This is a genomic window from Streptomyces sp. NPDC050121 (assembly GCF_044460385.1).
Taxonomy (GTDB): Bacteria; Actinomycetota; Actinomycetes; order Streptomycetales; family Streptomycetaceae; genus Streptomyces; species Streptomyces soliscabiei.
In genome coordinates, this window is record NZ_JBITJV010000015.1 from 1 (window position 1) to 18296 (window position 18296).

The 18296-nt window shown below is 64.1% G+C and carries 15 protein-coding genes, 2 tRNA genes and 1 pseudogene; 9 read left to right on the plus strand and 9 right to left on the minus strand.

Translation table 11 applies throughout. The features are described from left to right. The 3 genes from ACIBTS_RS23060 to ACIBTS_RS23070 all read left to right on the plus strand — a co-directional run. The coding region (locus ACIBTS_RS23060; RefSeq protein ID WP_399321989.1) for an ATP-binding protein at window positions 1-125 on the plus strand (125 nt) is incomplete at its 5' end. A gap of 303 nt (window positions 126-428) precedes the next feature. After that, entirely contained in the window at window positions 429-1343 is a 915-nt protein-coding gene (locus tag ACIBTS_RS23065) for a hypothetical protein (protein ID WP_399321748.1), read from the plus strand. A gap of 980 nt (window positions 1344-2323) precedes the next feature. Beyond that, entirely contained in the window at window positions 2324-3853 is a 1530-nt protein-coding gene (locus ACIBTS_RS23070) for a hypothetical protein (RefSeq protein WP_399321750.1), read from the plus strand. Window positions 3854-3919: 66 nt separating this feature from the next. Here ACIBTS_RS23070 and ACIBTS_RS23075 read toward each other — a convergent pair whose 3' ends face one another. Further along, window positions 3920-4357 carry a hypothetical protein gene (locus ACIBTS_RS23075; RefSeq protein WP_399321752.1) on the minus strand — a complete coding sequence of 146 codons (438 nt, stop codon included), beginning with the start codon at window positions 4355-4357 and terminating at the stop codon, window positions 3920-3922. Between the two features lie 208 nt (window positions 4358-4565). Continuing rightward, complete coding sequence (locus ACIBTS_RS23080; protein WP_399321754.1) at window positions 4566-4763, minus strand: hypothetical protein; 198 nt, start codon at window positions 4761-4763, stop codon at window positions 4566-4568. 390 nt (window positions 4764-5153) lie between these two features. Here ACIBTS_RS23080 and ACIBTS_RS23085 point away from each other — a divergent pair. Beyond that, window positions 5154-5229: transfer RNA gene (locus ACIBTS_RS23085), tRNA-Arg, on the plus strand. Between the two features lie 242 nt (window positions 5230-5471). Further along, window positions 5472-6137: a hypothetical protein gene (locus tag ACIBTS_RS23090; RefSeq protein WP_399321991.1), complete on the plus strand. Its 666-nt coding sequence runs from the start codon at window positions 5472-5474 to the stop codon at window positions 6135-6137. A 333-nt stretch (window positions 6138-6470) separates the two neighbouring features. Here ACIBTS_RS23090 and ACIBTS_RS23095 read toward each other — a convergent pair whose 3' ends face one another. Continuing rightward, entirely contained in the window at window positions 6471-7169 is a 699-nt protein-coding gene (locus ACIBTS_RS23095) for a hypothetical protein (RefSeq protein ID WP_399321756.1), read from the minus strand. A 269-nt stretch (window positions 7170-7438) separates the two neighbouring features. On the opposite strand from ACIBTS_RS23095, the gene ACIBTS_RS23100 reads away from it, so the two are divergent. After that, window positions 7439-7720, plus strand: a complete 282-nt coding sequence (locus ACIBTS_RS23100) for a hypothetical protein (protein WP_399321758.1) — start codon at window positions 7439-7441, stop codon at window positions 7718-7720. 98 nt (window positions 7721-7818) lie between these two features. Here ACIBTS_RS23100 and ACIBTS_RS23105 read toward each other — a convergent pair whose 3' ends face one another. Both ACIBTS_RS23105 and dcd read right to left on the minus strand, forming a co-directional pair. Further along, on the minus strand, window positions 7819-8334 hold the full coding sequence (locus ACIBTS_RS23105; RefSeq protein ID WP_399321993.1) for a phosphoribosyltransferase: 516 nt from the start codon (window positions 8332-8334) through the stop codon (window positions 7819-7821). Between the two features lie 65 nt (window positions 8335-8399). After that, a complete protein-coding gene (gene dcd, locus ACIBTS_RS23110) occupies window positions 8400-8975 on the minus strand; it encodes a dCTP deaminase (RefSeq protein ID WP_334578439.1) in 576 nt (191 codons plus the stop codon). A 611-nt stretch (window positions 8976-9586) separates the two neighbouring features. Here dcd and ACIBTS_RS23115 point away from each other — a divergent pair. Both ACIBTS_RS23115 and ACIBTS_RS23120 read left to right on the plus strand, forming a co-directional pair. Then, window positions 9587-11095: a M1 family metallopeptidase gene (locus ACIBTS_RS23115; protein ID WP_399321760.1), complete on the plus strand. Its 1509-nt coding sequence runs from the start codon at window positions 9587-9589 to the stop codon at window positions 11093-11095. Between the two features lie 138 nt (window positions 11096-11233). Further along, a tRNA-Gly gene (locus tag ACIBTS_RS23120) sits at window positions 11234-11307 on the plus strand. A gap of 397 nt (window positions 11308-11704) precedes the next feature. Here the strand turns inward: ACIBTS_RS23120 and ACIBTS_RS23125 are convergent. The 4 genes and pseudogenes from ACIBTS_RS23125 to ACIBTS_RS23140 form a co-directional block, all read right to left on the minus strand. Then, window positions 11705-12019 (minus strand): hypothetical protein, encoded by a 315-nt coding sequence (locus ACIBTS_RS23125; RefSeq protein WP_399321762.1) that lies wholly within the window; start codon window positions 12017-12019, stop codon window positions 11705-11707. Continuing rightward, complete coding sequence (locus ACIBTS_RS23130) at window positions 12013-12252, minus strand: hypothetical protein (protein WP_399321763.1); 240 nt, start codon at window positions 12250-12252, stop codon at window positions 12013-12015. The genes ACIBTS_RS23125 and ACIBTS_RS23130 overlap by 7 nt, the downstream gene beginning before the upstream one ends. 73 nt (window positions 12253-12325) lie before the next feature. After that, window positions 12326-13642, minus strand: a pseudogene (locus tag ACIBTS_RS23135) (family 43 glycosylhydrolase); the annotation flags it as partial. A gap of 361 nt (window positions 13643-14003) precedes the next feature. Continuing rightward, window positions 14004-15455 carry a glycoside hydrolase family 43 protein gene (locus ACIBTS_RS23140; RefSeq protein WP_399321765.1) on the minus strand — a complete coding sequence of 484 codons (1452 nt, stop codon included), beginning with the start codon at window positions 15453-15455 and terminating at the stop codon, window positions 14004-14006. 878 nt (window positions 15456-16333) lie between these two features. Between ACIBTS_RS23140 and ACIBTS_RS23145 the strand changes: the two genes are divergently transcribed. Beyond that, window positions 16334-18286: an alpha-L-fucosidase gene (locus tag ACIBTS_RS23145; protein WP_399321766.1), complete on the plus strand. Its 1953-nt coding sequence runs from the start codon at window positions 16334-16336 to the stop codon at window positions 18284-18286. Window positions 18287-18296: the final 10 nt, after the last annotated feature.

Genomic DNA, 18296 nt, shown 5'->3' on the forward strand with positions numbered 1-18296 from the left:
CCTCGAACAAGCCCTTCGGACGCTGGGGAGAGACCTTCGGCGACGAGACCGTCGCCGCCGCCATGATCGACCGACTCGTCCACCACGCCGAGGTCACTCCCTCAAAGGCGAGTCCTACCGCATGAAGGGCCGCGAACTCGGCCGCGTCCCCACCGCCACCGACAACGACTGACGAACCACCGAGGCCGCACAGTGGCTCACGATTGAACCGTTCGAACTGGTCCCAAATTCAGCCGTTGCCGACATGCTCGACCCCAGACCGGGCAGGCCACCGGCCAAACCCGCTCCACCGACCTAGATTGAGGCCGTCCCAGGGTTGAAAGCAGAGGTCACCGGGCAAAACATCTCCCTATCATGTCCTGGGGCGGAGGGCCTCACTGGCAGGCCCTTTATGGGCTGGGCGGCAGCCCGCGAGGTTGGGGGTCTACTTGGTTGCAGCTCACCACTACTCAGGAGACGACTGGGAGCAATACTGCCTCCTTTTGGCTCGACGCCATTATGGGGCAGACCAGGTTCAGGAGGTCCCGGCTCGACACGGCGGAGACCTTGGAATTGAGGCTTTCACTTTCTGTGGACGAGCGTTTCAGTGCTATGCCCCAGTCGAACCACTGTCTACTGCTGAACGCTACGAAAAGCAGCGGGACAAACTCTCAACGGATCTCAGAAAGCTGCATACCAAACAGAAGGAACTTCACAAGCTGCTCGGAGATGTGAAGATTCACAACTATATCTTCCTGGTTCCCATCTTCGATTCTGCTCAACTCGTTCAGCATGCCAGCACGAAGTCGGATGAGATCCGCGGCAAAGGCCTTCCATTCATTGCAGATGGCTTCAAGGTCACAGTTGCTACTGATGCCATCTACGCCGCAGAGCGAAGTGAAGTTCTGGAACGTCCCACATCTCTAGTCGACGTCGTACCCACCCCTCCCGATCAGGTCGATGACTGGATGGAAGGCAATTCTCAACTTGCTCACGTCGCGCTCAAGAAACTCGCCAAACTCAGACTGTCCCCGGCTGCACAAAAGACATATCTCGAACAGCTGGTAAATCAGTTCCTTGACTCAGAAAACGCTTTGACTCGCCTGCGAGAAAAGTATCCCGATCAGTGGGAAGCTGCAACAGGGGCGAGAGTGCGCAAGGAGCGCAAACTAGTCCTAGAGTATCCCCCTGGGAGCACCAATAGCGCCGCAGACGTCACTAGCATCGCGAGGTCACTAAAAGAGGAGTTGGCCCGCCAGGCACCCGCTCTGGACGATGCATTTGTCGATGCCATGTCGTGGGGTTCGATCGCTGACTGGCTCATGCGATGCCCATTGGACTTTGAGATTGAGAGTGCGTCATGAGTAATACATCCATCTTGGAGCGTGCTTTCTCGGGCATCACAAGCGGGGTCGTTTTTACGCGACGCCCCGACCCAATCCCTGGCGATCTCCGTACGGGATGGAGGCTGGCTTCAGCTGTCTTGATTCTGAAGCGCTGTCGAGGCAATACAGCCAACCTGGAGCAGATTCACGTACTTGCATGGGCCCTACGCTCTGCACAGGGACGCAAGGTGATCAAAGAGTGGTTTACGGAACACCGTAAGCCGAACGGTCTAATCATCCGTCACGATCCATCGACAACCCGCACAATCAACCTGACCGTGGCTACAGGACTGGCAAAGAGGAATGATAACTCCACCATCTCCCTCACAGAGAAGGGAGAGCGGCTCGCTAACAAACTCTGGGCCCATCCAGAAATCTTACTGCCTGAGAAAGAGTTCTTAGCCACCCTGCCAGCCAGAATCACTCAGAAGTCTGTTAACGACCTACTGGAGTGGAGGTCCTAAGTCGTGAAAATCAGGAGGCTTTCACTAAATGTCCGTACCTCCGGGCCCACATGTGGGACAGACCTGAGTTTCGAGGCAGGCCTCAATATCCTGCGAGCCGACAACTCTAGCGGCAAGTCCACATGCCTGCAGTCAATTATCTACGCACTGGGCCTTGAGGGCATGATGAGCCCTAGTCGGGATATCCCTCTCCCTCATGCCATGACGGACGTTATCGAGGTCGAGGGGAGAGAATACCGCGTAACCGAGTCAAGCGTCGCGCTGGAAATTGAGAACTCTCGGGGTGAAGTTCTAACGATTGGTCGCCCCGTTAAGAGCTCCCGGCACGATACTAGCCTCGTTCGCACACGGAGTGGGCCAACACTGTCGCAGCCTGGCAGCGCCTACACACAGCGGGATTACTTTGTCCGTCGAGCCGGAGCCGCACAGAGAGAGGCCGGCTTCCACCACGAACTGGCTCGTTTCCTAGGCTGGGATCCTCCACGAGTAACCCGAATGGACGGGAGCGAAGGGCCGCTGTATCTGGAATGCCTTTTTCCGTACTTCTTTGTCGAGCAGAAGCACGGCTGGTCCGGCGTTCAAGCCCGAATCCCTACATACCTGGGGATTCAAGATGTGTCCAAACGGTCAGCCGAGTTCATCTTGGCCATGGATGCCATGGACATGGTACTTGAAGTACAAAGAATCGAGTCGGCTATCTCGCTCCTTGAGGCCGACTGGAAAGGCGTGCAGCGTAGCATCTCTGATGTGGCATCTAGGGCGGGAATTCTCGTGCGCGGAATCCCGAAAAAACCGAGCACCACCTGGCGCAGGGAAGATCTAGTTGGCCTAGAGGTGGACTCCGGATCTGGATGGATTCCGCTCGACGAAGAGATTGACCGACTCGCGAGGGAGTTGGATGCCCAAGAAGTTCGGCCAGTCACCTCCGTTGGGCAGGCCGCGCCTGAGATCGAAGGGGCCCTATCTAGGAATCAGGAGAGGGTAACCCAGCTCAGTATGGTGCTGGCTTCTGCAATAGAGGACTGGGAACAGGCGAACAAGCAGCGGCAATCCCTTGAACTGCGCATCGAAGCGCTGGAAGAAGACCTACGCAAACACAAGGATTCCCTTCTCCTTCAGCGCCTTGGATCACCCGATGCCTTGGGTACCACCTATGAAAACTGCCCAACATGTGGACAGAGCCTCCCCGATGGCTTTGAAATTACCGACTACCCATTGGCGATTGAGGACAACATTGCACATCTAGAGAGAGAACTAGCGACCTTCCGCTCTATGGCACTCGACGCCGCACGGACTGCAGAGATCAGCCAGGCCCGCGTCTACAGGTTGCGCGAAGAGATGGAGGGGTTGCGGGCAGCCATCCGGTCACAAAAGGACGCGCTAGTCAGCCCCAACTCACTGCCGGATTCTTCCCTTCTAGCCGAGCGCTTGCGACTGGAAGAAAAGGTCAAAGCACTGCGTAGCATCAGGGATTCGATTGAGTCTTCGATTGATGAGCTTGACTCGCTGGCTGCAACATGGCGACGTAATAAGGAGGAATTGGCCGCACTCAAGGGTAGGGAACTTACGGCTCCAGATGAGGCTAAGATCCGCGTCCTGAGGTCATCGCTCGTCTCTCAGCTTGATGCGTACGGATTTCGCTCACTGGTACCACAGTCACTCGACATCTCCAAAAAAACATATCGCCCCATTCATGAGGGATTCGATCTCGGGTTTGACTTGTCAGCGAGCGATATGATCCGAGTGATCTGGGCTTATCTTTTTTCCTTCATGGAGGTATCTCGCGAATTCCGTGGGCATCATCCGCAAATCCTGATCTTCGATGAGCCGAGACAACAAGAGGCAGCTCGTGCCAGCTTTCAGCAGCTCTTGGGTCGCGCCGCTGTGAATGGTGCAGCTGGAAGTCAGATCATCTTTGCGACTAGTGAGGAAGAAGACGACTTGGCCTCCATGCTGACCGGGCTCCCTCACCGGATCAAATCCATCCCGCGAGGTGAAAAGCTGATCAAACCCCGCAGTTTGTAGTCACTACAAGCGTAATTTGTAGCGCGCACCACCGGTAGACCTGGGTTCATACACAGGCTGAACCTCTCACGTCTCGTCGAAGCGGTACTCCTTCACGAATTCGCGCACTATGTCGGGGTTGCGTCGCATAGCCGCCCGCAGCTGGTTACGTTGGAAACGCTCGCGGCCGGGTGCCAATGCTCCACGCCACTCCGGGGCACCCTCGGCAAGGTCCTCCACGATAAGGAACTCAATAACGTCTTCCAGACACGGCCGGAACCGCTTACCTCCCACGGGGAAGTGCAGCTTGGCTAGGGGTCGGTCCGGGAGGAGTTCTGCTAGGAACTCCGAGTAGCCCTGGACCTGCAAGTGCGCATCCGGGTACCCATCAGCCTTGTCACGCTCATAGTCAAAGTGCACCAGGCCGACTTTAGTCTCCTTGTCTCGGAAGACACCGATGAACGACTTGTAGACGGTCAGGTACTCGCCCTCCGGATCCATGTGGAGCTGGAAGCTGAGTTCCATCCAGACCTCCGGCCGTCCCTTGGCTGTCCGCAGGAGGAAGCGAGAGGTCTGAAACAAGCGACTCTTGGACAAGCCGGCCGCGACCATAAACAACCGGCCTTGTCTCGTCGGGAACTCCGCCGAGTTGATTCGGACGTGTTGCGTAACCGTGGCGTTCAGAAGGTTCTGTATCTCCTGAGCGAACTCGTGAGACTTCCGCGACAGCGGATCAGAGATCAACAGCGTCCCCGATCAGGGCCCACAGCGAGTTCGCCTGCGCAGAACTGAAATCACGGCGACGTGCCTGGTCTTTCAGCTCCTCGTAAGTCAGCCCCAATTCCGCCAGCTCATGCTGCACGACGGCTTGGATTTCCTCAGCCGTCCAGACGATGTGCTGGTCGTCCTCACGGCTGGTCCGCTCGTCCATAACGGTCACAGTTTCCTCCACCTTCGAGAGCGGGCTAGTCGGATGTCTAGCTCCACTCTTCCCCATAGGCCGAGCAGCCGCCAGAAGGGGTGGCGCCAAACCCTTACACGTCCTGGCGCTCGACGAGACTCACCGTACGCGACACCACTGACAATGCTCGTCCAGAGCACCATCCATACAGGTCAGATCCGGTTGTCCCTCCGTTTGATCGGCATCTGGCGCCGACAGGTGATCATCCGGATAGGTGCCAGGCGCTGCAGCATTGTCCCTGGTGTGTAGCGGGCCGATCGAAGGCGTACAGCGCCAGTCCGCCACCCGAGCCGTTACAGCGATACTCAGCCAGCCGTGGACTATCCGTGGACTCCTCCCCCTTGATCTGCCGCGTACAGGGCCGTGACCTGCTGGTTGCCCGGGTACCACGCGGCCTCCGGAGCCGTGTGCGCAGGTTCGAATCCTGCCGGGGGCACCCTTCATACGGTGCCCAAAGACCCCGTCACCAGCGGAAACGCTGAGGCCGGGGTCTTCGCGTATGTGCAGGCGGATGCAGCCCGAAGCGGTCGTATGTCGGGGTCCGTGGACGAGGCGTGGACAGGATCTTGGGGCATCGCCGCAGGTGAGTCACGCTTTCTGCCGCTCTGGGTTTCGGTGCGGCCGTCAGCCACCAGGCAGCGAAGCGTGGGTGTCAGAGGTGTGCGCTTGGATGAGCGGGTGACCATTCATGATGTCGCTCGGCAACTGCCCGAGATAGCAGTCCTTCGCGAGCACTGCCGTTCCATGGCCATCTTGGAGGCGGTCCTCAGCCCCGAGTGGGAGCACCGCTACCACTCCTTCAACGACCACTGGTCCGAGAAGGAGTCGATGGCCTCGATGCGGAACGGATCAGGCGACGAGTACTCAATCGTCTTCTCAGCCGCCGGAGCCTACGTCCGTGGATTCGATCACGAATCACCTATGAGCCCCTACGCAGAGGACGGGCCATGGCCCGGAGTGCTCGACGAGGTTCCCGACGTCTTCCGGCCGTGCGTTGAGGAGCCCGCGTTCTCGGATGAGGACGGTATGCCTATCGTCACTGCGTGTACGTGGCGAGAGACGGGAGACGATGGTTGGAAGGCCGGATCGATCGGCTTTCCCCACAGGGCAAATGAAGACCCGGACGGTGCCGGCTACCTCTTCCAACTATTGCTGGATCGCTCGCCAGAGGCGTTTCAGCAGTGGGCCCAGGACTACTACGAGGTCCCGGTGGACTTGGGGGCCGTTCGTCACATCTTTTCTTCGCGTCCTCTGACCGAAGGAGTGATCAGCGCGTTGAACGCTGAGATCGACCTGGCCAACCTCGTGCAGGACGTTGCGGAGACCGGCTATCCAACGAGCTGAGACGCTCAGCAACGGAAACCCGAGGTTCCCAAGCTGAGGGCTCCGGCCGTCGTCACGGGTCGGCCGTGGCCGCTTGCTCTGATCGACGAAAAAACCCGATAGCGTGGCTGAGGTCGGTGGGGGTGCAGCGAGGCACACGCGTGCGTGCTCAGTCGGCGCACCCACCGTCGTGGCGGACTGTCATCGGCTGAGCTTCGTGCCACTGCCGTGCCAGATACAGGGGTCAGCCACGGTCAACGGGGGCGTCTCGCGGTCGAGTTTCCGGCAGCCTGACCAGGCATTGAAGCCCCAGCTCAGCGGCACGATCCCCCCGCCTCTCTCCTAAAGCGGTGCTCAGCTCCCGCCGTGTAGTGCGCTACTGATCTCCAGAAGGCGCCCCTCGGGCAGCACGAATGCGTTGCTGGGGTTCCGGTAGGAGTGCCCACCGTCGTTGGTCCAGACGCCGCCTGCCGACCTCCACCGAGCGGGAGCCCATTGGCCCTGGTTCTCAAGGAGCATCCGTGCCACCTCGGCGGGCTCTTCGATCAGGGTGAGAGCCGCGAGCGAAGTGGTGAGAGCCGCGGCTGCATCGTCGGGAAGTAGCGCGTCGCCGAGCGTGGGGAAGAGCAGCAAGAGACGGGCGTCAGCATCACCAATGCCTTCTGTTGTCGACTGCCGAGCAGCAGACAGCAGTTCCGGCCAGGCCATGCCGGGCCCCATGAAGTGACCATCGACCACAGCGAGGGTTTCCGCTTCGGACCAAGCCGGCTGATGGATCAGATAGTCCACGCCCCATTCGCCCACGAAGTTGCGGTAGACGACGTAGATGGTGTGACCGGAGCGCAGCGGCACACTGAACACCGGCCACTCATGCTCGGCGGACAGTGTGCGATACAGCTCCATGGCCGCATCCCAGTCGGCGCCGAACGCGGCTCGCTGTGCGTCCTCCCCACGCAGGCAGGAGCCGAGGTGCACAGGCCAGAACAACGGGTCGTCCAGGTAGGCGTCGCCCCGGACCAAGGGGCCGCCTGCGTATCCGGGGATCTTGAGCACGTGCAAATGATGGCACGCGGGACAGTCACCGCGTCAGGAGCGAGGTTCGGCCCTCTTCCGTCTCAGTTTCCGTCTCATTCAGTATCGTTCGCGGACGTTCAGACGAGACCGCAGCCAGTAGCCGCTAGCTCGACCGGCCGCCCATGAACGCAGGTGAACGGCCCCGCCCGAGGCTCCCGGAACCACCACCACAGTTGGAAAGCGTGTTGCTGCCGATCTGTGGCTGATGAGCCCGGAACGGCGCATGCCGAGGGGGTTAGGTTGAAGGCGTGGACGATGAAGCGATCATCATCAGGCTCACGCACGATCAAGCGTTGGTGCTGTCGGACTGGCTCTACCAAGCGATGTTCCGGTCCGACGACCTTGAGGGGATCGTGCCCGACCGAGCCGTCTGGTCACCGATCTACGCGATCTCAGGCACGCTGGACACGACGCTGAGCGAGATCTTCATGCCCGACCATGGCCCACGGCTCGAAGCAGCAAAGCAGCGCCTCCGCGTTGACCTCTACGGCGAAGGTGATGAGCCGATGTCCCCTACCGAGGGCGGCTGACCCGTCGCTCGACACCTACACCACCAGCAAGGGCCCTCAGCAAGCAGCCGAGAGCCCTTCGCCTTACCTGCACGGAAGCAGGCGCAAGAATCGGCAGGTCAGAGCGCTTCCTTCGACGGCGTCAACGGCTCCCCCGACCTACGTACTACAGGCAAAACACTCCACGGAAAGTTGATCCAGTCGTCGGTCCGCTTCCACACGTACTCGCACTTCACGAGCGAGTGCGACTTCTCGTAGATGACGGCGCTGCGTACCTCGGCGACGGTGTCCAGGCAGAAGTCGCGGACCAGCTTGAGCGTCTTGCCCGTGTCGGCGACGTCGTCGGTGATGAGGACCTTCTTGTCCGAGAAGTCGATGACGTTGGGAACAGGCGCGAGCATGACGGGCATCTCGAGGGTGGTGCCCACGCCGGTGTAGAACTCGACGTTGACCAGATGGAGATTTTTGCAGTCGAGGGCGTACGCGAGCCCGCCGGCGACGAAGACGCCGCCGCGGGCGATGCTGAGGACTATGTCGGGTACGTACCCGTCGTCGGCGATGGTCTGCGCGAGCTCGCGGACAGCGGTCCCGAACTGCTCGTAGGTGAGATTCTCCCGAGCCACGTCCGCGCTCACGTCCGCGTTCACTGGCGCCGCGCCCTCCGTATCCTCCGCGCCCTCTGCCCCTCCCACGCCAGCGCTCACACCTGGGTCCGATGGAAGTTCAGGAAGGACCGGGAGGCCGTCGGCCCGCGCTGGCCCTGGTACCGGGAACCGTACCGCTCACTGCCGTACGGGGACTCGGCCGGCGAGCTGAGCTTGAACATGCACAGCTGGCCGATCTTCATGCCGGGCCAGAGCTTGATCGGCAGGGTGGCGAGATTGGACAGCTCCAGGGTCACGTGCCCGGAGAACCCGGGGTCGATGAACCCCGCGGTGGAGTGGGTGACCAGCCCGAGCCGCCCGAGGGAACTCTTCCCCTCCAGCCGCGAGGCCAGATCGTCGGGCAGCGTGATGACCTCGTAGGTCGAGGCGAGCACGAACTCCCCGGGGTGGAGGATGAACGGCTCGTCGCCCTCGGGCTCCACGAGCCGCGTCAGGTCGGCCTGCTCGACGGACGGATCGATGTGCGGGTACCGGTGGTTCTCGAACACCCGGAAGTACCGGTCGAGCCGGACATCGATGCTCGACGGCTGCACCATGGTTTCGTCGTAGGGATCGATCCGGACCCGTCCGGCGTCGATCTCGGCCCGGATGTCCTTGTCTGAGAGAAGCACGTCCCGAGGATACGCAAGGCGCGCGGAGCCGCCACAATCGGACGACTCCACGCGCCAGGCCCCTCGTGTCGTTCTGTCGCTACCGCTTCTCGAGAGTCACCGGCACGGCGTTCCGCAACCGGGCGCACCGAGGACATCGGACGAGCCGCCCGGGACCGAGCCGGTCGGCCTGCTGCATCGGAAACGAAGCGGTGCTGAACACGTGCCCATCGGCACAACGGACGACGGTGCGCTCCATCAAGTCCTAGAGTCCCTTCCCCAAGAGCCCCGTCCGGCTGTTTCCACCGGACAACGAAAGCCACATTACGGGACGAACGGGACGACTCTGCAGGCGGCACTCCGACCCCGCCCGACCCCTCTTCGGCTCCCCCACCGTACGCCCCAACTCGGGCCCCCCGCACCCGGATCCCTCCCCTCGGCACCCGCTGGGCATGCGCGCGATACGGCCGGATTCGACCCTTCGAATAGCTTTGAATTGCTTGCGTCCTTGAACGCCTCTTGGAGAAGCTGGGACCGCTTCAGGCGTGATATCCCGCCACCGATCCGGTTCACCCGCAGATCATCCCGCTGAGAGGCCTCTATCTGTCATGCCCACGCCCATGCCCGTGCCCATGTCCGTGCCCATGCATATGCGTTGGCCCACTTCCATACGACCCTCTCGCCGAGCCCTGATAGCCGCCGTCACCGCGGCAGCCATCTCCTCCGCCACGCTCACCGGCGGCTCGATCGCCCGGGCGGCCGACGGAACGCCCGTCCCGTCGCCCGGTGCGCCCGGGCTCGGCGACCCGCTCTTCCCGCTCGACGGCAACGGCGGCTACACGGTGCGCCACTACACCCTCGACTTCGACTGGCAGGCGCCCAAGACGCCGTTCGCGGCGAAAGCGACCATCGAGGCCATCTCCACCCAGACGCTGTCCCGCTTCAACCTCGACTTCGCCGGCAACACCCTCACGTCGGTGTCGGTGAACGGCGCCCAGGCGGACGCCGTCCGCGAGGGCGACGAACTCGTCGTCACCCCCTGTTCGGCCATCGCTAAGAACGCGGCGTTCACCGTCACCGTGACCTACACGGCCGACCCGACCCAGATACGGCACCGCGACGACGCCATCGAGGACTACGGCTGGATCCCCACGCCCGACGGCACCGTGCTCTATCCGCAGCCCAACGGCGCCAAAATGATCTTCCCGGCGAACGACCACCCCAGCCTGCGCGCGCCGTTCACCTTCCGGATCAGCACGCCCAACGACCTGACCGCCGTGGCCAACGGCAGACTCCAGTCCCGCGAGAAGCGCCCCGACGGCCGGGTCCGCTGGACGTACCAGTCCGAACAGCCCATCGCCCCGCAGCTGGTGCAACTGGGCATCGGCAAGTTCACCACGGACGACCACACCGGCCCCGGCGGCCTGCCGATCCGCGACTACGTGCCCGATGACCTCGCCGCCCCCACCAAGGCCTACCGCGACCTCACCGCCCAGCACCTCGCCTGGCTCGAACAGCGCCTGGGCCCCTACCCGTTCAACCGCTACGGCATCCTGGTCGGCGACACCGACCTCGGGGTCGCCCTGGAGACCCAGACCCTGTCCCTGGTCCCGAAGGCCGATCTCCTCGGCACCCAGGTCGACGCCGAGCGCAATCTGGTGCACGAGCTGACCCACCAGTGGTTCGGCGACAGCGTCGCCATCCGCACCTGGTCGGACCTGTGGCTGAGCGAGGGATACGCCCGCTTCTACGAGCGCCTGTACTCGCAGTCGCACGGCGGCAGCAGCTTCGAGGCCGCCATGAAGACGGCGTACGAGAATCACAACCTGTGGCGACGGGACTACGGAGCCCCCGCCGAGCCCACCGAACCCAACCTCTTCAAGCGCATGCGCTACGACGGCTCGGCCCTGGTGCTGTACGCGCTGCGCGAGAAGGTCGGAGAGGCCGTCTTCGACAGGATCTCGCGGGCCTGGATCACCCAGTACCGCGGGAGGACCGCCGGCACGGCGGACTACATCAAGCTGGCGTCCAAGCTCTCGGGCCAGGACCTGACCCCGTTCCTCATCCCATGGCTCTACGGCCCCACCACCCCCGCAATGCCCAACCACCCCGACTGGGTGGCAGCCCCGGCAACCGGTTGAGACCGTTCCTAGAGACTGAGCGGGAGTGGGTCCTGTTGCCAGGGCTTGTGCTCAGCCGGGGTGGGCTTCAGCGCCCGGGGCCTGCCATGGGGTAGAGTGACGGAGCATTCCGACACCGGTCACTCACCGGCGTCTTACGCGGGTGTAGTTTAATGGTAGAACATCAGCTTCCCAAGCTGAGAGCGCGAGTTCGATTCTCGTCACCCGCTCCATTATGAAACCCCAGGTCAGCGGCCTGGGGTTTGTTTGTTGTCTAGACCATTTTGGAGGCTCCGTGCCCTCTGTGTGCCCTAAGTCGAGGTGAAGCGGCCACTTCAGGGGTGTTCACGGACCTGCTTGGACAACCGGCCCCTCAAGCGTCTCAAATGGCGAGACGCATTTCGTGTGACCTGCGCCACTACTGCATGCCGTGGCTGCGAAGTCGCTTACGCAAAGCATCAGTTCACGGATGGGGCATGCGCGGCCCTTCGCGGACGGCTCTAGTACAGCCTCATCGCCAGGCGGCGGCGCAGGGAGGCGCACAGCCGTCGCGGGTGTCACGTGCTGGGGCCCACGCCGGGGTCGACGAGCAGGCTGCGGGTCCGGTCCTCGATCTCGCCGGACGACATGTCAGCGGACCACAGACAGTTGCGGCCGGTTGTGCGCACCGCCGCGCCCTTGCCCCTCTCCCTCCTGCGCGGTCAACCGGCCGGTGCCCTGCGTGTGGGTGAACCGGCCGCCCGAATAGTTGCCGTCCACACCGGACTCGGCGAGCAGCACCCGCGCGCCGTTGGTCTGCTGGGCGAACATGCCCATGTCGTAGGAGCCCGTCGGGACGTCGGTGACCGTAGAGGTCACATAGCCCTTCTCGTGATCGGGGCTGAACTCCTGCCGGGACAGCCGGGCGTCGGTGGGCAGTTCGAATGACGTCGCCTCGCTCAGCACCGTCGCGCCCGGTTCCAGGTCGCGCCGAGCGAGAGGGCGCCGTTCGCGTCCAGCGCCACGGTGGCGCGTACCCCGTCACAGCCGGTCTGTGCGACACCGGGCTGGACCGAGGTCCAGCTCCCCGGCGTGGCGGCGGATGCGGGCACCGCGGTGACCGAGCCGGTGACGGCGAGGACGACGGCGACGGCGGCTGTACCGGCGACTCGGATCCCGCTTCGTTGGAGGAGCCTCATGTGGCCTTCCGGATGGCTGGAGGTGGTCTGCGGCGCATCGCTCGCTCCGGGTGGGGGAGGGAGGTTGCCTCGGTCAGGCCCAGGGGCTGACCGCCGTGAAGGAACTGTCGGCGCGGAAGGTGGCGTTGTCCTGGTAGCGGTCGATGCGCAGCTCGTAGTTGTAGTGGCGCAGGTAGTGGCCGGGGTAGTTGTACGACTCCAGGCTGACCGAGCCGGCGGTCGCGCCCGGGCGCGCGCAGTACGTGGCGTCCTTGTTGAAGAGCGTCGTGCCGTTGCTCGCGTCGGCGTGGATCCGGAGGTCCTTGTGGCGGAGGTAGCGGCCGGACGTGTCACGGAACGAGTAACACTTGGAGTCGGCCAGGCCGGGGACGATGGTGAAGGTGGCGCTCTGCTTGACCGCCGTGGCGCTGGAGGACGTCACCGGGTCGAGGTAGCCGCGGCCGTCCGAGCGCACGACGGCGTAGCGGCCGGGGAAGTTGGCCGATCGGAGCGAGCGGGTGGTGTTGATCGGCAGGGCGGTGCCGATGGTGACCGGGTCGATGCTGCTCAGGGTGGGGACGACCTTCTTGATCAGGCCGTCGGAGGTGAACTCCAGCTTGTCGATGGTGGTTTCACGGTGGGTGCCGTCGCCGCCGGGGATGGCGAAGCGGTGGTAGGCGATGTACCAGTCGTCGGTGTTCGGGATCTGGACGACGGAGTGGTGGCCGGTGCCCTTGATGCCGAGCGAGAGGTCCTTCTCGAGGATCACGCCCCGCTTGGTCCAGGGGCCGGTGGGCGAGGGGCCGGTGGCGTAGGCGACGCGGTAGTTCTCGTCCCGCGTGTCGTTCTCCGACCACATGAAGTAGTAGATGCCCTTGCGCTTGACGACGAAGGTGCCCTCGTTGTAGCCGCTCGGGGTGATGTCGCGGACCTTCGAGGCATCGAAGGAGATCATGTCGTCGTTCAGCGGCACCACGCGGGCGCGGCCTTGGCCCCAGTAGAGGTAGGACTGGCCGTCGTCGTCGGTGAAGACCGCCGGGTCGATCATCTGGCCCGTGTACGCTCCGCGGGCGATCAGTGGCTTGCCCAGGGGGTCCTTGAACGGGCCGGTGGGCGAGTCGGAGACCGCGACACCGATGTTCGTGTCGGCGGAGTAGTAGAAGTAGTACTTGCCGTTCTTCGCCTCGATCGCCGGGGCCCAGGCCCGGATGTCGGCCCAGCTGATGTCGGGCCCCAGGTCGAGGATGACGCCGTGGTCCTTCCAGTTGACCAGGTCCTTGGAGGAGTACGCCTTGAACTGCGTGCCGCTCCAGCCCGCGAAGCCGTCGGTCGTCGGGTACATGTAGTAGGTGTCGCCGAAGCGGATGATGTTCGGGTCGGCGGTGAGCCCTGGCAGGACCGGGCTGTCCGCCGCCTGGGCGGGTACGGCAGGGCCGGCAAGGCCCAACAGGAGTGAGGCGGCGGCCGCGGCGGCAAGAGTGCCCGGCCGGAACCTGCGGCGGCTGGAAGGTCTCACGCTGTGCATGGATTCACATCCCTGAAGAAGACATGGCTGTGGCAGGGCGTGCGAGGCCTCGGCGATCACCACCGTGAGTTGGTCGACCGGACGCGGCCCCGCTGAACTCGGTGCGGTCGGCGGTGGGGGGACGTGTGGTCGGACGTCGGGGTCGCCGGGATGGCTCGTGGAGGGAAGCCGGCGCCTGCTCCGCCGGTGGGCGGTTGGCTGGCGAGGGGTTCGCCGTGAAGGCGCCGGCATTCCCGTCGGCGTCGGGTCAGTTCGTCACGCGGAAGGTGGCGTCGCCGCGTGCTGTCGCGGTGGTGATCGGGTCGAGCCGGAGTTGGTAGGCGTAGTGCCGGATGTAGTGGTCGGGGTGGTTGTACGACTGGAAGCTGGACCAGGTGGAGTCGGCGAGTCCGGCGACCTGTTTGAAGGTGGCGTCAGCGGCGAACTGGGTGGTTCCGTCGTTGCGGACCAGTTGGAAGTCGTAGTTGGCGTGCCGCAGGAAGTAGCCGGGGAAGTTCACCGACTCGAAGGAGACGGTGCCGGTGCCCGCGAGGCCGGGCCGCAGCCGGAACTGGGAGTCCTGGACGGGGCTGACGTTGGGGTCGATGCGCACGTCGAAGTTGGAGTGGCGGACGTAGCGGTCCTGGAAGTTGTACGACTGGAGCCGGTTGGCCGGGGTGCTGGGCCAGCGGGCGAGGACGCGGGCCTCCTCGGCGGCCGTGAGGTTCAGGATCGAGCCGTGGCGCTTCTTGTTGACGCCCATGTTGTAGCTGCCCGATGCCGGGATCCGGTAGGTGCCGGGGGCGGAGGGGTTGGTCGTCGCCACGGGCATGTACCCGCCGCGGATGGCGTACTGGTCGAGGTACAGGGCCCACTCGTTGCGGTCCCGGAACTTCATCCACATCGGACCCTCGACCGCCGTGCCGGTCGTGCCCGTCGCGCCGGTCAGGCCGATGCCGGAGAGGTTGCCGAGGTTCGTCCACGTCCCGAGGATCGAGTTGCTGCCTTCGATGGTGATCTCGCCGTCACCTGAGGCGCGTACGTAGCGGAAGTTGCCGACGCCGGACGGCACCTCGACGATCTGGGTGTCGATGATTTCCTGGGCGCCGGGGCGGTCGATGTAGATCTGCGGGGTAGTGATGGTGCGGAAGTCGCTGGTGCGGGCGTAGAAGATGCGGTGCTTCGTCTTGCCGTCCTTGGGCACGTTCGTCGCCCAGTACAGGACGTAGTCGTTGGTGGCGGGGTTCCAGATCGCCTCCGGCGCCCAGGCGTTGCGGCCGTCGGGGATGGCTCCGGCGACGTTCAGCAGCCACGGCTGCGACCAGTTGACCAGGTCCGTCGACTCCCACACCACGATGCTGCGGCTGCCGTTGTTGATGGAGCCGTCCACGGTCGACCCGCAGCCCCAGCACAGGTCGGTCGCGAGGATCCAGTACTTGCTGCCGTCGGGCGAGCGCACCAGTGCGGGGTCGCGGACCCCCTTCGTGCCGACCGTGGAGCGCAGGATCGACGCTCCGTCATTGAGGTCGTTCCAGTGCAGGCCGTCCGTGCTGTGCGCGAGGTACATCTGCTGACCGGTCGACCCCTCCCCGGTGAAGTGCAGCATCAGGTAGCCCGGGTCGGCAGCGGCCGCCCGGTCCGGTGTCATCAAGGCTTGGGATGTGAGGAGCAGGCATACGGCGAGCAATACCGCCGACAGCCGGGCACGAAGCACGGACATATACGTCTCCTGTCGTTCTGCAAAGGCCATCACCGGGCGAAAGTTGCCCAAATCGGGGTGGCGCGGGGGGAAGTTCGATCTCGGTGTTGGCGGGACAGGACCGGCTGCCGCACGACGCGGAAGGGGCCGGCTGGATTCGGGTAGCGGTGTGTCTCCTGCGTGCGGGTGCACTTCGCCGCGATGAGCGCGCGAGGGCGCGGTGCGGCGCGACGGTCTGGTGCTTCCTTCGGCTCCTGCGAGGCGGCTCTTCGCATGTGCCGCTGCGGCGTCCCGTTCTCGTGCGGCTCCTGTTTCCCTCCTGTGTTTCTCTCTTGCCCAAGCCCAACGGCCCTCGGGTACGGCGAAGTCAGCGGTGGTCGACCCGGTCTCCGCCTCCAGGTCCTGACCGCTGTCGCGCCGTGCGGTGTGCCTCCCAGTGCTCGGTGGACGGAAGCCTCCGTAGCCGACTCCCGGTCCGCGAAGTGAGTTGTTCGATAAATCGAACGATGTTCGTACGGCCGGGCAGACGTTAGGCTCGGGAATCAGGACGCGTCAATACCTCCGACCGCAGTGGTCCGTGAGGCCCGCAAGAGCGCGCCAGACATGCGATGTCTAGCGATGGACGAATCGCCATATCACTTCTCTTAGCGGGCAGAACGACTTCCTGTGCATGGCAGTTCATCCCTGCACGCCCGTTGACATGAACGGGTTGCATAGCCGAACTTCATGCGTAACACCGGTACCCGACACCCAGGAGTACCGCGCCACTCGTGTGTTCTCTCCGCCAAGGGAATGCCCCCGTGCCCACATCGTCGGGCGCACGGCATCCCCCCGCGAACGGACGGGCGGTTTCCCGTAGATGCATACGCCGAATCCCCCTGAACGTAGGAGTAAACCCCATGTCGTCAGGAAGACTGTCCCGACGCACGCTGCTGGGTGCCGCGGGCGCCGCTGTGGCCGCGACCGCGCTGCCCGTGATCCCCGCGCTATCGCCCCTGCTGGCGGAGGCGGCCGCCGCGGACCCCCAGACCAACCTGGAGAACCTGGTGAACATGCGGTTCGGCATGTTCAACCACTTCAGCATGGGCACGTTCACCGACCAGGAGTGGGCGGCCCCGAACCAGGACCCCGCCAAGTTCGCCCCTCCGACCGTGGACTGTGCCCAGTGGGCGGCCGCCGCCGCGGCGGCGAAGATGAGCTTCGGCCTGCTGACGACCAAGCACCATGACGGCTTCGCCCTATGGCCGAGCGCCTACGGCACCCAGAACGTCGCGAACAGCTCCTACAAGCACGACGTGGTGAAGGCGTACTGCGACGCCTTCCGGGCCAAGGGGCTGAAGGTCGGGTTCTACTACTCGATATGGGACCGCACCTACGGCGTCGAGGCGTGGGAGACCCGGCACAAGAACGTCGGGCTCGAGCCCACCGATGCCATCCAGCCCAGCGACATGACTTTCATCCTCGGCCAGATCACCGAGCTGCTCACCAACTACGGCACCATCGACCTCTTCGTCACCGACGGTTGGGCATGGCAGATGGGCCAGCAGGCCGTCTCCTACCAGCGGATCCGTGAGCACGTGAAGTCGCTCCAGCCGAACATCGTCATGATCGACCACGGTGCGCTGTCGCAGCCGTTCCTCGGCGACGCGATCTACTTCGAGGAGCCGATGGGCATCAAAGCGCCGGCTGGGAACACCTACGCCGCCACGCAGGGGCAGACGATCAGCAGGGGCTGGTTCTGGCATCCGCACACGCCGATCGAGGACCCGATGAGCAAGGACGCGATCCTGGCCCATCTGGCGGACCTGGAACCGAAGTACACCTCGTTCATCCTCAACTGCCCGCCCAACCGCAACGGCAAGCTGGACACCAACATCGTCAACCGGCTCGCCGAAGTCGGGGCGGCATGGAGCCCCGACACATCCAGGCCGCCTCTGCCGGCCCAGCTGCCGCGCCCCCAGCACCCCGTGACGCCCGTCAGCGCCTACGCGACCGGGTTCCACGACGGCGAGGGACCGCTCAACGCCATCGACGGACGCAGCGACAGGGACTACGAATTCTGCTGGTCGACGTGGGGGCTGGCCTCGCCCCTGCCTCACTCGATCACGATCGACCTGGGCGGGGTGTGGAGCAACGTCTCCACCCTGGAGTACCTGCCCAAGCAGTGGGGCCGCAACAACTCGACCGACGGCGACATCACCTCGTACACCATCTCCACCAGCACCGACGGCACGAACTTCACCCAGGTCGCCGCCGGCACCTGGGCCGGCAACCAGACCCTCAAGGTGGTCGAATGGCCCGCCCGGAACGTCGGCTTCGTGCGGCTCCAGGCGAAAGCGGCCACCGGCGGCTACGCCAACGTGAGCGGCATCCAGGTCGGCGGCCGGACGGCCAAGCCGGCCCTGCTGTCCACCACGTTGCCCGGTGACGGCACCGTCTACCGGCTGGTCGCCCGGCACAGCGGCAAGGCCGCCGACGTGAAGGGCGGGGGCACGGCGAACGGCACCAACATCCTGCAGTGGCCCTGGCTCAACAAGGCGAACCAGAAGTGGACCTTCGCCAGGACCGGCGACGGCTACTACGAGATCAAGGGTGTGGGCAGCGGCAATCTCATGGAAGTAGCCGGCCTGTCCCGCGCCGACGGCGGCAACGTGGCCATCTGGGGGGACGCCAACGCCCCCCAGCAGCACTGGGCCGTCACGCCCACCGGTGACGGCCACTACTTCCTCATCAACCGCTTCAGCGGGCTCTGCCTCGCCGTCGACGAGGGCAGCACCGCCGACGGAGCCAACATCGAACAGCAGCCGTACGCGTCACTGACGCGGCAGCAGTGGAAGATCATCGCCGTCTGACGATCCCGCC

Coding starts and splice junctions, on each gene's coding strand:
- ACIBTS_RS23070 (WP_399321750.1), top strand. CDS start 2,324: ATGGACGGGAGCGAAGGGCCGCTGTATCTGGAATGCCTTTTTCCGTAC.
- ACIBTS_RS23075 (WP_399321752.1), bottom strand. CDS start 4,357: ATGGAACTCAGCTTCCAGCTCCACATGGATCCGGAGGGCGAGTACCTG.
- ACIBTS_RS23080 (WP_399321754.1), bottom strand. CDS start 4,763: ATGGACGAGCGGACCAGCCGTGAGGACGACCAGCACATCGTCTGGACG.
- ACIBTS_RS23115 (WP_399321760.1), top strand. CDS start 9,587: ATGTCCGTGCCCATGCATATGCGTTGGCCCACTTCCATACGACCCTCT.
- ACIBTS_RS23130 (WP_399321763.1), bottom strand. CDS start 12,252: ATGAGGCTCCTCCAACGAAGCGGGATCCGAGTCGCCGGTACAGCCGCC.
- ACIBTS_RS23140 (WP_399321765.1), bottom strand. CDS start 15,455: ATGTCCGTGCTTCGTGCCCGGCTGTCGGCGGTATTGCTCGCCGTATGC.
- ACIBTS_RS23145 (WP_399321766.1), top strand. CDS start 16,334: ATGTCGTCAGGAAGACTGTCCCGACGCACGCTGCTGGGTGCCGCGGGC.